The organism is Fundicoccus culcitae, assembly GCF_024661895.1.
In the GTDB taxonomy this organism is placed as follows: Bacteria; Bacillota; Bacilli; order Lactobacillales; family Aerococcaceae; genus Fundicoccus_A; species Fundicoccus_A culcitae.
Genome location: NZ_CP102453.1, coordinates 2,190,322 through 2,205,602, shown reverse-complemented (window position 1 = coordinate 2,205,602; position 15,281 = coordinate 2,190,322). Strand labels below are relative to the sequence as shown.

Genomic DNA, 15,281 nt, shown 5'->3' with positions numbered 1-15,281 from the left:
TTTAGCCTTCTTTCTGTAAATGTCTCAAGCGATAGCCTTGTCCTCTAACCGTTTCAATGCTATTAAACAGACCTAGCTCATTTAAATTTTTTCTTAAGCGGCCTATATTGACCTGAAGGGTGTTCTCATCGATATATTGGTTGGTTCCCCAAACAAAGTACGTCAAGGCTTCTTTTGTGACCGTTTGTGGACTCAGTTGCATCAAGTAAAGCAATATTTTCCCTTCGTTTTGATTAAGGACTTTCACTTGATTGTGAACATAGACGGTAAATGTCTGCGTGTCTAATTGAAGAGAGCCTAAGCGATTGATGTGGGTTTGGCCAGAGGAACGGCGAAGCACACTCTGAATGCGAGCCAGTAACTTTTCCGTGTTAAAGGGTTTGGTAACATAGTCATCAGCCCCTAATTCCAAAGCTTTCAGCTCATCTTTCAACTGGTCTCTGGTGGTTAAAACAAGGATGGGTAGATTGGTCGTTGCCGTCAACTGTTTACAAATCTCAAAGCCTGATTGATGTGGCAAATTCAAATCCAAAAGGAGCAGATCGGTCTCTGAGATTTTAATGTTTTCAATCAGCTGATCATCAAACTGAGTCATTGTCCTAACTTCATAGCCTGTCTTCTCTAATAAATATCGCAGCTCTTGGCGTAACAGCTGGTCATCTTCCACAATCGTAATTGTCGCCATCTTATCCCTCCTTAGATTTGATGTTGTTTTATGTTCGCGTTCTATGTCATGCGGTAAAGTTGCTTTTGAACATCCTTTTGGGCGGTTCGGTAAATTAAGTAAGCATAGCCTCCTAAGATGAACAAAAATAACACTAGTAAGGTTAAAATAAAGACATTGGTTTGCCAGTTAATTTGTACAAAGTCGGTATTCAAGAAAAAATAGGTATTCATCGCATAAATCGCAACCGCTCCACTGATTATGGCAGGAAGTAGCGGAAATAAAAAGATCCATTTCACTTGTTGTTTGAGTGAGGTATTTATTTGATGGGGGGTTGCTCCTAAGAAGAGGAGTGTTTGGTAACGGCGGTTCGTTTGTTGTTGTTGGGTTAAGAATTGTAAGCCAATGACTGTGCATGCAATAATTAGAAAGACAATCGCTAAATAAAGAAAGGTGTAACTACCGGCTGCAATGTAAAATAATTGACGCCCATAATTATGCAAATAGCTTTCGTAGGTCAAGTTTTGATTAGCTAAATTCGCACTCATGTCTTGAAAAGCCAGCATTTGTCCTTTTTCCGCCAAGATGTCTGCTGGCAGTTTGAAATTCCAGTAAGTCGTCCGTGAATCCGTTGGCGTAAAGGCTTCAAACTGTTGGTCAGTGATTACTAGAGCCGATATTAAAGTAATTGAGCGGTCGGTGACTAAATCCTTTTGCAGTTCATGTGGGATAAGTTGAATGGGTTGTTCGTCAAAAGCAATTAAAGAAATACCTTCTTGACGTGCCGACTCAATTTCTAGGTTAAGTTGTTGATTGTCAATCATTGGGTTGGTGTAATAGACCGCTTGATGCTGATTCAACGCCAGCTGTGACTCACCTGCCGCTTCCAGTAATCGATTATAAGCCGACAGTGGCATCAAGGTGGTCATTTGGTTATCTCTTTGAAGAATATTTAACACATATTCTTGGGGAAGTTGATCGGTTGATAAGTAAATTGAATCACTGCTTTGTGCATATTCCCTTTGCAATTCTTCCGGTAAATCCGCTAGTAATCGGTCCACGAACGGACGATAGTCAATGGTGACATTGCGTGCAGGTCCCATAACTAAAGGATTTAAATGCGTCAATTGACCTGCTTCTGCATACGCAAGCAGTAAGTTTTCAATTTGCGTCTCTTCAGATGTGTCTTGTGCAACAACCGTAAAGTCATAAACAGCTGATGGAGGGTTAATATCATCCACTGAATTAATAATCATCAGCGCCCCTTGCCCCAATGCAACCATCGCAACCATTAAGAGTAGCGAACTTGCAGTCAAACTTAAGGAGCGTGTAGTAATACTTTCTTGCAGTTGTCTGCGGGTAAAAATAACTAATCCTGTGTCGTTGGTGGCAAAACGGATTAAAGCAGCCGCACCTTTGATAACGGCCAAAGTTCCAATGATACCTAATATAACCGCTAAGAGTAATTGTAGCGTATTTGAGTTTGGAAAACCATTAATAGCAAGAGCATAGGCAACGAATAAGCACAGGCAACCCATAAGAAAAACAGTGATATTTATTAGGGGTTTTGGTCTTTTTTGTTTTTCTAGGGTTTGGCCGTCGAGGAGTGTTTTGATTTCCGGACGGAAAATTTTAAAGCTCACAATAAATAACGCTAAAAATTGGATGGCTAAAAAGCCAATAATGGTGATAATGGCGGCTCTAAATGAAAAACTGAATTGGTGGCCGATGATGCCTTGGCCGATAAAGCGTGCGGTGGTTAAACTGATTAATTCAGATAATAGCAGACCGCTGCCGATGCCGAGGATGAGGCTGATGGCTGATGTGAAGAGTGATTCAGCCCATAACATCAACCATAGACGGCTCTGTTTCAAGCCCAATAATAAATAAATGCCAAACTCTTGGCTGCGGCGATCGAGTTGATAACTGTTAGCAAATAATACTAAGGCAAATAATAAAAATAAGGTGAATAAATACAAGATGGGCATGTAACTAAAAAGCTGATCAATCGCTTGGCTTTCAAACGTGCGTAAGAAGCGAAAAACGGATTGATTTTCAAGGGATAAAATAATGTAAAAAGCGGCGATTGCTGTCACTAGTGTTAGAAAATAAATCCCATTTTCTCTGCGGGTTCTTTGTGCTTGTTGAAAGACTAATTTAGAGAACATTAGCGCTGCCACCCCCTAATTGTGACACCACATGCAGTATCCGCACATAAAAAGCTTGTTTGCTTTCTTGTGTTTTGCGTCTTAGTTCATGGAAAATAACGCCATCTTGAATAAATAAGATTCTTGAGCAATAGCTGGCTGCATTGGCATCATGGGTTACCATCAAGATGGTACGCTGTTGATTTTCATTCATGCCTTTTAATTTTTCCATCAAGGTCTTAGCCGACCGTGAGTCTAAGGCGCCGGTTGGCTCATCAGCTAATATTAGCGACGGATCCATAATCAAACTGCGTGCCGCTGCGACACGTTGTTTTTGACCGCCCGATAGTTGGGTGGGAAATTGGTCAAGAATATCATCTACTTCAAAATATCTAGCAATAGCCTCAACCTTTTCCTGTTGTTGGCTTTGCGACTGTCCATGAATGGATAAGGGTAACATAATATTTTCCCGTGCCGTTAAGTTATCCAATAATTCAAACGCCTGAAATAAATATCCCATCCGCTGACCACGAAAATCCGCTAGACTATTCCGACTAAAATCACTAATATTTTCTTTATCTAAATATATTTGGCCTGTTGTTGGTTTAATTATGGTAGCAATACAGTTGAGTAGCGTTGATTTACCCGACCCACTCGGCCCCATAATCCCTAGAAATTCCCCTTCCAGTACATCAAAACTAATTCCCGCCAAGGCTGCTGTCGGTTGTCCTGCTTGGTTATAAATTTTTTCTAGATCTTTGATTTCTAATAATCGTTTCATGGCTCATCCTCCCCTTCTTGCTTCTACTTTAAAATAAATATCCCTAAAATAATACTAACAGTTTTTGTCAGGTTGAGGTATGGGGGAGCTGGGGTTTCTTTTTATGGGGAATAAGGTGAGTGACAATAGGATGGCTTATTGTCATGGAGAGAAAACTGAGTGAATGAGAAATATCGGACTTTTTTGCTTTGAGAGTTTCTCATTGCTAACTTCATCTTTAGTTCACTGTCTTTTCAAACGCTATTTTATAGTTCGTCGAGGAAACGAACTACATTTTTATAGGTCGTTGAGGAAACGAACTACATTTTTATAGGTCGTCGAGGAAACGAACTACATTTTTGTAGGTCGTCGAGGAAACGAACTACATTTTTATAGTTCGTTGAAGAAACGAACTACATTTTTATAGGTCGTCGAGGAAACGAACTACATTTTTATAGTTCGTTGAGGAAACGAACTACATTTTTGTAGGTCGTCGAGAAAACGAACTACATTTTTATAGTTCGTTGAAGAAACGAACTACATTTTTGTAGTTCGTCGAGAAAACGAACTACATTTTTATAGTTCGTTGAAGAAACGAACTACATTTTTATACTTGGTTTCCCATTCGGAGCTAACTTTCGGTATAAAATGGGACTACGGTAGGCTGGAAAGGGGCAAAAATCGTAGCTCGGGGGCAGTCATTCGGCAAGCAGCAGCGACAGCAAGCACAACCAAGCACACAAAAAAACCCCTCACCAACGTGAGGGGCAGAGATATTTATTAGGAGCCGTTGGAACGGCGGACGAGGACTTCGCCGCGGATGGCGTCGACCAGCATGGAGCCGACTTGGCCGTCGCTGTAGGAGTAGACGACGTTCCAGACGGGTGAGTAGATTTGGTAATCGTTCAGGCTGGTGTATTGGGCGTAACTTAGGGTGATGTGAACGATGTAGGCGTTGGAAGGGATAAAGGTTTGGAGGCGATTATCCAGGACTTCCAAGGAATTTTCTTGCGAGATGAGGTCGAAAGGCTCATCTTCTTCAATGGCCACAAGGTCGGTCACGTAAGTTTGGCGGTAACTTTGCATGTTATAATCTTCGTCCAACGAAATGCGAATTTCGGCCGAACCATCAACGATGGGGGCGCCATCGTAAGCGGTCATCCAAAAGATGATGGTCCGCGTTGAGGGGACATACCACCATTGGCGGTATTCATCGCCATTAATGAAATATTCGTCTTGGGACAAATAATTTTCCATCAAATAGGAGGCTTGTTCTAACGATAAGCCGGCGGTGTCGCTGGCAATCAGGCCTTCCAGGTCAATCGTTTCGGCAAAGGTGCTTTCCAAAATGCCATTTTCAGAAACGGAGGTGATTTGGTTGACAAGTTGTCCGGCATTATCTTGTAAAACCGTGTTGTAATCCGCTTTAATCAGGGGCAGACTTTCAGTGTCGGTGGATAATTCCTGATACAAGGTGATGCCGCGACTATCAAGCCGCTCTTCAATTTTAACCAGATCTTGATTGTTGGCTACATTTTCACGTCCAAAATCCACTTGGGCTAATAATTGATAAACCAAATAAATATCAAAGACCAAAAAGAAGACAATTAACAAAACTTGTATGCGTTTATAGTCCATCTTATTGTCCTCCTTGTCGTCGGGCGTGTGCTGTAACTGTCGAATTGTCGGCGCCGAACATGGCAACAGGATCTTGCGCATCTAGCCCAGTCGTATCCGTTTCCTCAGACTCTTGGTTGGCTTCATCCTCCAACAGTTGATTGATGATGCCGTTACTAATTTGGTTAAACGAATAATAGGTACCTTCATAGTTAAAGAACCAGGTTGGCGTAAAATTGACTTTTGTCATATTTTCCATTTCTGGCATCCATTGGTAACCCAGGGTGACATTGCTAAAGTTAAGAAAACTCAAGCCTTGCTCGGTCAGCATATCATAAATTTCGTTAGCCGTTTCAAGTTCGACGGCTTCCGATTGATCGTCGATTTTAGCTAATAGACGCACCGCCGATGTTTCTAAACGCGCGACAACACTGCTCGTACTTAAATCATTACTGCCATTTTCTAAATAAATACGTGTGCTACCATACGGTGTGGTGCGATTTTGATAATAGACAGGTAGACCGTTTAAATATCGTCTAAAAACAATCATATTCCCTTGTTGTGAAGCATAGCGAATGCCTTCCTCCCAAAAATCATAATCGGAAACTAAATCGAGACTTAGGCGAATCCGTTGGTCAAAATTCAAGCGGGCTTCAGCTTCGGGGGTTGTATATTCGATATTTATTGTTTGGGTTACCGTATCGAAACTTAAAATCGTGTCAAGGCTTTGATAGGTGCTCACGGTTTGCGAACTAGATGGCGATAAGCGGATAAACCGCGTGTTGTGATTTCTAAAAACTAAATCGGTATAAATGGTTTCTGGAATCAATTGTAAGAGGTACTCTTCAGCATCCAAAGTGACCGTATTCAATGGTAAATACACAAAATCCTCGTCCGCTATTGGGAAACGGTCAGCTTGTAACCAAGCATCACGACTGTTCTGGGCATTGCCATGCATATTGTTGGCTAAACTTTCCGGTGTCTCCACTTCTAAGTATGACTGATCGTAACTATTAACCAAATAAGCCTTCCCACTATCACCTAATGGTAAAATGATACGGTTAAAAGTATAGGCAGGTTGCTGGTTTTCTTGAATATCCAAATAATGATCCATCGTGACGACTGGAAAATCATTAGCAAAGACAAACTGCATATGATTTTCATTAATCACTTGGTAATACGCATCAACATCTTCAATAACCGTATTTTGCGTCACGATTAATTGGTTGGCTCGCAGTTGGGAAATTAAACTCGCAATGAGGTCGGGATCATGAATAAGATACACATTTTCCGTTTCATTGATTATCACTTGTGTAGGGTATAAGGTTGTTGCCAGGTTCGTTCGGGTTTTATTATCATAAAAATCACTCGTATAATTATCTTCACCGACTACTTGTGTTGTCTCTTCCACTTCGGTATCCATGAATAGTTGATAAAAGGGTATCGCATCAAAAATGAGGAAGTAGCTCAGCAATAAACTCGCAATAATAGCGATGGCTAAGATAATCGTCATCCATGGGATTTTTTTCATTAATCATCCCACCCTTCATCAATGATTTCGAAGTTTTCGTAAGGTAGTTCAAAAATAAAGGAAGAACCGCTATTTTCACGGCTTTCAGCCCAAATTTTTCCACCATGCAATTCGATAACTTCCTTACTAATCGCCAGTCCAAGCCCCGTCCCACCTTGATCGCGTGACCGTGCTTTATCAACACGATAAAACCGTTCAAATAAATGGGGCAAATCCTTTTGGGGAATACCTAAGCCTTGGTCACGCACAATCGTGGTTACTTTGTCATGTGATTCTTGAATACTCACAAAAATCTCACCCCCGTCAGGGGAATATTTAATGGCGTTATTAATAATATTATCAATCACTTGGGTCATCCGGTCTTGATCCATCTCGATATATATATCTGAGGTCGTGAATTCACGTTTAATCACGAAGCCTTTGGTCGATTTGCCTGACTTCAACATAAACTCAAAGCGATCCAAAATATGCGTCATCACGCGCTTATAATCTAAAAGTTCCATTTCAGGTTTAATTTGTCCACCGTCTAATTTGGATAAGTCCAGTAAATTCCCAATCATCCGAATCATCCGATTCGTTTCGGATTGGATCACATCAATAAATTGCGGTGCGATATCAGGATCTTCCCAAGCGCCGTCAGAAAGGGCTTCGGAGTAACTTTTAATACTCGTTAAGGGCGTTCTAAGTTCGTGTGAAACATTTGACACGAAATCACGGCGTTCTTGTTCCGTCTTTTCTTGTTCGGTAACGTCAGTTAACACACACACCAAGCCGGTCACAAAGCCGGTATCCCGACGAATTAACGAAAATTCAGCTTTTAAAATGGTTTGGATTTTCCCATCATGACGGTTCATTAACACTTCTTGATCATTACTTAACAAGGTTTCCAAACTGACCTGATCGGTAATATCTAACAGACTAAGAATAGACATACCTATGGCCTTTTGATGCGACACATTGAGTAATGATAGCGCTCGGTTATTAACAAGAATAATATTCCCACGACGGTCAGTCGCTAATACCCCATCCGTCATATGCCGTAAAACCCCATCTAACCGTTGACGTTCAGACTCGGTTAATTCCTGGGCTTCCTTAACTTTAATCGCCACGTCATTAATAGTCATCGCTAATTCGCCGAGTTCATCTTGACCATAAACGGTGGCGGGGTAATCATAATTCCCTTCCGAAATTCGAATCGCCTGTTGCCTGATATTTTCAATCGGCCGGGTTAAACCTTGCGAAAGAACAATGGAAACAATAAAGGTCAGTAAGATAGAAAAGACAGCTGATTGGATGAAAACCCCCATAACATCACCTGTCTGTTCATAAATTTGTGTCATGTCAGCTACAGCATGAATGACCCCCAGTAGCTGATTGCTTTCTTGCGAAATAATCGGTTGAATCACGGTATATTGCTGAATCCCAGAGATGGGGTTATACACTTCAGCCACATAGGACCGTTGATTTAAAAACACTTGATTAATCTCATTATTATTAACACGACGTCCGATAGCATTGGCGACGTTGGTCTCATTGGTTGCAATCACATAACTTTGTGGATTAATAACCTGATAGACCGCATTAGATTGTTGAAAAGAATCTAACACCTGATTCATCCGTGAATAACGTTCGTCATTGGACAAATCAGCCTCGCTCAAAATCGGACGCATATTATTTACCAATAAATCCACTTGTGTATTCATATTTTCTTTATAGTTATTTGCCGTTTGCGTCTCTAATTGGTCCACAAAGAAAACCGCAATAAATTGGAAGGCAATTAACAAAATAAATATAAATAACAAGGGGATCTTGATATAGATCGATTGAAATATTGAAAAGGGCCGTTTCATAATAAATTATTCCTGTTCTGGGTTTTTTAGAAAATAACCTACGCCGCGACGCGTCACAATATAGGTCGGATGGCTAGGTGAATCTTCAATTTTCTCGCGTAAACGGCGAATGGTTACATCAACCGTACGGACATCGCCGAAATAATCATAACCCCAAACCGTTTCAAGTAAATGTTCCCGAGTCATCACTTGGCCAATATGTTTAGCTAAATAATGAAGTAATTCAAATTCACGATGGGTTAATTCAATCTCTTGGCCACGTTTTGAGATAATGTAAGCATCTTGGTGGACAGTTAATTCACCTACGGTAATGTCATTACTTTTTTCAGCATTATCTTGCTCATAATCTCTAAACGCATTGCGACGTAAGTTAGCCTTCACGCGCGCAATTAATTCACGATTTGAAAAGGGTTTGGTTACATAATCATCCGCACCGAGTTCTAAGCCTAATACTTTATCGATTTCTGAATCTTTAGCTGTCAGCATAATAATCGGTACCGCACTGTCTTTCCGAATTTCACGACAAACTTCGAGTCCGTCCATGCCTGGTAGCATCAAATCTAAGATGACTAAATCGGGGTCTTCTTTTTTGAATATTTCGACTGCTTCATTTCCGTCATAAGCTTTAACAACGTTATAGCCTTCATTTTTTAAATTGAACTCGATGATGTCTGAGATTGGTTTTTCATCATCAACAACTAAAATCTTTTTCATCTTTTCACTCCTTGCTATTTATGTAAATGTATAATTTTGAAATTATTAAGTCACTCTATATTATAGCGATTACATAGGATTAGTCAAAATGCTTTCTCTTTTTTTAGTATATCTTACAGCTTTATTAAGATAAAAACAGAGGTAGGTTGCCATTATACATGCATCCCTAACCTCTGTCTATTATAACTTATTTCAATGCATTAGAACACAATGACAGGTGTCCCTACTTCTACCATTTCGAACAATTGTGCCATTACACCTGGAGGCGTATTAATACATCCTTGTGAGCCGGCATATTGATAAATATCGCCACCAAAGCTTGATTGCCAGTTCGCATCATGAATCCCTTGGCCGGTATCATCAAATGGTAACCAGTAACTTACCGGTTGTTCGTAGTCATTGCCTCTTTGTTGGTTAACCCCAACTAAAGTGGCATCTCTTTCTTTATTCCAAATGGAGTAAGCTCCAGCAATCGTTGGCGTTGGAACCGCATGGTTATTACCCATACCACTTACAATAGGTGTTTCTAACATTAAGGCACCATCACGGTAGTAATACATCATTTGGTTCGTTAAATCAACTTCAACATACGTCGAGCCAATGTCATCACCGGAAGAATTATAACCTGTACCTGCAATAATTGGATCACGTGTAATATCTTCACCGGCTAATAAATCAGCAGCAATTTGAGCGGACTCTTCATCACGGCTAATGGACCAACCTAATGTTCCGGGGTCAACAGTAACTTGACCTTGTAGGGTACTATTAAAGGTCCGATATGACATATAAGTCGCATATTGTTCGTTCAATGTCCCTAAGTATTCATAAATTAAGTTTTGGTCAAAAACAGGATTATTGTTGCCATCAAAGTACAACCATTCCTCAATTTTTTCTTGTGGAATAGTGACTTCATTCCCTGCAATATTTAAGGTTAATTTAGTACTGGTCAATTCATCAATCCGATTCATTAATGATTGAATGTCTTCACTATCAGCCGTTACTTCAGGCTCAAGATAGGCTTGGTTAATTTCAATCTCGCCCACGCCATCTTGTAGACCCGTGACAATGAGGTCTTTCACTTCTTCTAAATCTAATTGATTGCCATTCGTCGCATCTTGGACAAAATAGCCGCGACCATCTTGATAGTCAATGTATGCATCGGTTGCCGCTTCACGATCGGTATTATTTAAGCCAACTTCAGATAAGACAGCGGACAAATCAGCGTCGTCGATTTGTAAGCTATTCATTAACACATTATCGTATTCAACACTTGAAAAATAGCCACCCAACCATTCTGTTGGATTTTGAGAATTATAAGTGCTTGTTAATACATCTTCAGTGTTGATTTGACCATTTAAATCACCCACGGTAAAGGTACCTAGTACTTGACCATTTTCTTTAACTGTAATCGATTCAGCGTTTAATTCATCTTCAATCTTTGCTTGCGCTTCAGGTAAAGATAAGTTACTTATATCTACTGTACCAAACGTTGTATTTGCTTGGAATTTTTCTGCATAAAAGCCAATTCCAGCACTATAAGCCACACCAAGGATAACCAGCGTTACCAAACTGATTATGAACGTTTTCTTCATTTTACTCCACCGCCTAATGCTTTATTATTATTCGTTCATTCAAGTACATATTTTAGCATATAAATGTGAAGAAAGTATAAATAAATTGTTAAATCTTGTTTTCAGGCTCTAAAACATATTTTTTAATGGCTTTGGCTACACCATGATCGTTGTTAGACGCGGTTGTCGCTTGGGTTACAGCATCGATGCCGTCAACCCCGTTGGCCATTTTCACCCCAAGTCCGGCATAGTCTAACATTTCATAGTCATTCAGTTGGTCACCTAGTGCCATAATGGCTTGCCTAGGGATATTTAGTTGTTGGGCTAAGGCTTTTAGGGCGACCCCTTTGTTAATATCTTTAGGTAAAAATTCGATAATAATCGGTTGACTGCGCACCACTGAAGTGACATCCGCTAGGGTTTCCGGCAGTTCGGACTGTATTTTATCTAAGACGTCGCTCGGGGCGATAATCATAGCTTTGTATATTCTTGGAATCTTCATAATTTCTTCAAAAGAAATAGCGGTAATTTCTGAAGCTAGAGTTTTAGCATCGGCTATCACTAATTCCGTCGGTGCGGCTTGACTGACCATGAAAAAATGCTCTTGATCAAAGGCAACGAGACGCGCGCCTTGCGCCTCAGATTGAGGGATAATAGCCATTAATTGACGGAGCGCCTCGTGGTCCAGGGTGGCTTCATGAATTATTTCTAAATTCGGTAAACGGTGCGTTACAGCCCCGTTATTTAAAATTAAATATTCATCCTGTTCCGATTGATGCATGGGCAATTGTTGGATGAAGCGTCGAACGCCCGGCAAGGTACGCCCGGTGCAAATAACGACTTTTTTATCCAAGGCAACCGCCGCTTCAATCGCAGCGATATTTTCTTGTGAGAGGGTTTTAGCATCGGTGAGTAGTGTGCCATCTAAATCGATGGCGATTAATTCGATGGGGGTTTGCATGTTAATTTTCCTTTCTGACCATTAAGAGTCCGTCGCCGAGGGGTACCAAGCAAGAGCGTTGCTGCGGGTCTTGTAAAACCGTGTCAAGCAACAAATTCAATTGTCGGTGAATTTTGCGGACCCGTTTAGGCCGCGCGCTCTCCTCCTCCAGGATGGTACCTCCTTGGAAGACGTCATCAATGATTAGAATGCCACCCAAGCGCAATAATCGCATACATTCCGGATAGAAATCAATGTATTTAGCTTTGGCACTATCCATAAAAATCAAATCGTAAGACCCGCTAAGGGTCGGTAAAATATCGGCGGCATCCCCTTCAAGCAAGGTAATCCGGTCTTGCAACCCCAGCTTTTTGAAATTTTCTTGAGCACGTTCAACCATTTGGGGATAACGGTCGATGGTTGTTAAGTGACCGTCAGTTTGAAGGTGTTGCGCCATCAAACTCGCTGAAAAACCAATAGCTGTCCCGATTTCTAAAATATAGCGTGGCTCGATACTGGCACAAAACAGGTCTAAAAACTTGGCCGTTTCATGCGGAATCACCGGGATCCCATTTTCATTCGCAAACTGCTCAATCTCACCGAGTCCTCCGGGAAAGCCTTGTTGGGCGGTCCGCATATAATTGACTAACTCCGGCATAACCACGGGGCGATGCATCATTTCATTTAACATATTGACTCCTTCAATCGTATTAACAAAAAACTGAGCCGCATTGTCGGAGTGTGCGATTTAGGGGCGGTTGCCTACTCCTACTTCGACTCTTTTCATGCAACTCAGTGCTTTACACAAATAAATATCTGCTTGTTTGATTCAGACTAAGCGGGTCTAATCATCATCATCGTCGTCATCGTGGTCCCGATTATTGTCTGGATGATAGCCGGCAGCTTCTTCATCATACAAGTTATATTCCGTTTCAACGGTATAATCTTCATCTAACATCATATGGATGCCACGAATCCGACCGTTTTCAACCTCCGTTGTTTTTAAAACCCAATTGTTAGCACGGCAAACAACCACTTCATCATCATCGGGGACATAACCTATTTCATAAATAATTAAACCGGCTATCGTATCCACTTCTTCGGAATGTAAGGTTTCTTCAAAATAGTTATTAAACTTATCAATGGGAAGTCCACCGTTTAAGTAATAGTTGTGGTCATCGATTTTACGGACATCGCTGGACGTATTAACGTCTGACTCGTCTTCAATATCCCCAACAATTTCCTCCAGTAAATCCTCTAAAGTCACAATCCCTTCAACCCCACCATACTCATCGCGTAAAATCGCCATGTGCGTTTGTTCACGTTTAAATTCCAATAATAAATCATCAATAAATATCGTTGATGGAACAAAGAGTGGATCACTGGCTAAATCACGGAAATTTATTTGTCCAAACCCATTTTCGCGAGAAGCCTTTAGGACGTTTTTCATATGGATAACGCCAATGACGTTATCTTTATCATTTTCATATAAGGGAATCCGTGAGTAGGGACTATTTAAAATGGTATCTAAAATTTCATCATAATCATCTTCGATATCGACCATTTGCGTATCTGTCCGAGGCACCATGACTTCGCGGGCTACCTTACTATCTAAGGACAGCACCCCTTGTAACATAGAAAACTCGGTTAAGTCGATTGAACCCTCTTGACGACTCGCATTTAAAATAGCTTTCATCTCGTCACGAGTATATTTCTCTTCTTGTTTAGAAAAATCAATCGGCGTAATTCGTTGTAAAAAGCCAGTTGATGCAGAAAGTAATTTAACAAATGGTTTAAAGATGGTTTGTACCACCCCAACAACACCAGCGGTTTGCATAGCAATGGTTTCTGGCATCTGCATCGCTATTTGTTTTGGAAAGAGCTCCCCAAAAACAAGTGTAATATATGAAAGTATTAAAGTGACAACAACTAAAGCGACCGTTTCGACACCTGGAAAGTTTGGAAACCATTCAGCCAAGCGGGAAGAAAAGCTTGTGGCCGCCGACGCAGAAGATAAGAATCCTGCTAACGTAATGGCGACTTGAATGGTAGCTAAAAAGTCATCCGAATCATTTAATAATTTCATCACACGCTTGGCCTTTTTGTCACCTTCATCCGCTAATCGTTGCACCTTTTGTTGATTGACCGACACAAAGGCCATTTCCGATGCGGCAAAAAAAGCATTCACCAGCGTTAAAACCAATATCACTAATATTTGACTAAACAATGAATTCCCCGAGGGGTCCATAAATTTTTTCTCTCCTTCTTCGTATACAAAATATAAAATAATACGTATACCAATACTATAATTAATTCACAACCAAAAAGCAATATCAACCCCCTATCTTAACCGCTTTTTATAATTCTATTTTAATAAATATCTCTGCTGGGGGTGAGGTTGGGGGGAGTAATAAATTGAGGTTGGGGGAGACCGCTAGGTTTGTAGGTGGGTCAGCAAATTGCGGGTGGGAGGACAACTAGCTGTCTGGGTGTGTTAGCGAAAAGCATTGATTAAATAGCACGGCTAATAGAAGCACACGTTTTAACACGCGTTAGCTACCTTAATGCTATACGGATTTAGTCCCTGTACCATTGAGATGATTTATTACTTGATTTGGTGACAAATCCTAGCGTTTTACTGATAGGCGCTGCATTTTCGGACAGCGAAGGATTAGCGATACCTATTAGTCCGAGTTATGTGATGAGGAAGCACTTTAACTTCTGAGCAGCTAGAAGTTAAAGTGATGGTTAATCGCTTGTACTTCTGAGTACTCAGAAGTTAAAGCGTTAGTGATTCGCTTGTACTTCTAAGCACCCAGAAGTTAAAGTGTTGGTCAATCGCTTGTACTTCTGAGCAGCTAGAAGTTAAAGTGTTGGTGAAACACTTGTACTTCTGAGCACTCAGAAGTTAAAGTGTTGGTGATTCGCTTGTACTTCTGAGCACCTAGAAGTTAAAGTGATGATGAAACACACCAATACAATCTTCATTTGGAGGGCTTGCCATACATGCCCGCCAAATGAAACATGGTTTGGCGGGCAATCCTTTCTCCAACGCCAAATGAAGCGTGGTTTGGCGGGCACCACAAACTCCATCGCCAAATGAGGCACGGTTTGGCGGGCAACCCATTCTCCACCGCCAAATGAGGCATGGTTTGGCGGGCAACCTATTCTCCAACGCCAATTGAAGCGTGGTTTGGCGGGCGATCCATTCTCCACCGCTGTAAGTGAGTAATGAATGGACGTGGAATAAAGGTAATCGTAATTAGGAAATAAGTGATTGATCCCCTACCTAGATTGGTCCAATTTTGATTGGTGGCAAAGAGGTATATAGGCTTCGCCATCTAATTTGATTGGTGGCGAGGAGGTATATGGACTTCGCCACCTAATTTAGAATATCTTGTCTAACACGATGCTATATCCGTCACCACCACGTTTCTACACTTCCCACTTGCCAACGCCAAATGAAGCGCGGTTTGGCGGGCAACCC

The 15,281-nt window shown here is 41.1% G+C and carries 11 protein-coding genes; all 11 read right to left on the bottom strand.

The annotated features are described in order from the left end of the window. Position 1 precedes the first annotated feature (1 nt). Positions 2-685, bottom strand: a complete 684-nt coding sequence (locus tag NRE15_RS10015) for a response regulator (RefSeq protein ID WP_313792743.1) — start codon at positions 683-685, stop codon at positions 2-4. Positions 686-726: 41 nt separating this feature from the next. Beyond that, positions 727-2,832: an ABC transporter permease gene (locus tag NRE15_RS10010; protein WP_313792742.1), complete on the bottom strand. Its 2,106-nt coding sequence runs from the start codon at positions 2,830-2,832 to the stop codon at positions 727-729. Beyond that, complete coding sequence (locus NRE15_RS10005; RefSeq protein WP_313792741.1) at positions 2,822-3,592, bottom strand: ABC transporter ATP-binding protein; 771 nt, start codon at positions 3,590-3,592, stop codon at positions 2,822-2,824. Before NRE15_RS10005 ends, NRE15_RS10010 begins: the two co-directional genes overlap by 11 nt. A 759-nt stretch (positions 3,593-4,351) precedes the next feature. Then, positions 4,352-5,209: a two-component system regulatory protein YycI gene (locus NRE15_RS10000; RefSeq protein WP_313792740.1), complete on the bottom strand. Its 858-nt coding sequence runs from the start codon at positions 5,207-5,209 to the stop codon at positions 4,352-4,354. Position 5,210: 1 nt separating this feature from the next. Further along, positions 5,211-6,719 (bottom strand): two-component system activity regulator YycH, encoded by a 1,509-nt coding sequence (yycH, locus tag NRE15_RS09995; protein ID WP_313792739.1) that lies wholly within the window; start codon positions 6,717-6,719, stop codon positions 5,211-5,213. After that, the gene (walK, locus tag NRE15_RS09990; protein WP_313792738.1) at positions 6,719-8,569 is read right to left on the bottom strand and encodes a cell wall metabolism sensor histidine kinase WalK; all 1,851 of its coding nucleotides are present in this window, start codon (positions 8,567-8,569) and stop codon (positions 6,719-6,721) included. Before walK ends, yycH begins: the two co-directional genes overlap by 1 nt. Before the next feature lie 6 nt (positions 8,570-8,575). Further along, positions 8,576-9,283: a response regulator YycF gene (gene yycF / locus NRE15_RS09985; RefSeq protein WP_313792737.1), complete on the bottom strand. Its 708-nt coding sequence runs from the start codon at positions 9,281-9,283 to the stop codon at positions 8,576-8,578. 200 nt (positions 9,284-9,483) lie between these two features. Continuing rightward, entirely contained in the window at positions 9,484-10,875 is a 1,392-nt protein-coding gene (locus tag NRE15_RS09980; protein WP_313792736.1) for a L,D-transpeptidase family protein, read from the bottom strand. Positions 10,876-10,963: 88 nt separating this feature from the next. After that, a complete protein-coding gene (locus tag NRE15_RS09975; protein WP_313792735.1) occupies positions 10,964-11,815 on the bottom strand; it encodes a Cof-type HAD-IIB family hydrolase in 852 nt (283 codons plus the stop codon). Between the two features lies 1 nt (position 11,816). Beyond that, a complete protein-coding gene (locus NRE15_RS09970) occupies positions 11,817-12,485 on the bottom strand; it encodes an O-methyltransferase (protein ID WP_313792734.1) in 669 nt (222 codons plus the stop codon). A gap of 153 nt (positions 12,486-12,638) precedes the next feature. Next, positions 12,639-14,042: a hemolysin family protein gene (locus tag NRE15_RS09965; RefSeq protein WP_313792733.1), complete on the bottom strand. Its 1,404-nt coding sequence runs from the start codon at positions 14,040-14,042 to the stop codon at positions 12,639-12,641. Between the last annotated feature and the right edge of the window lie 1,239 nt (positions 14,043-15,281).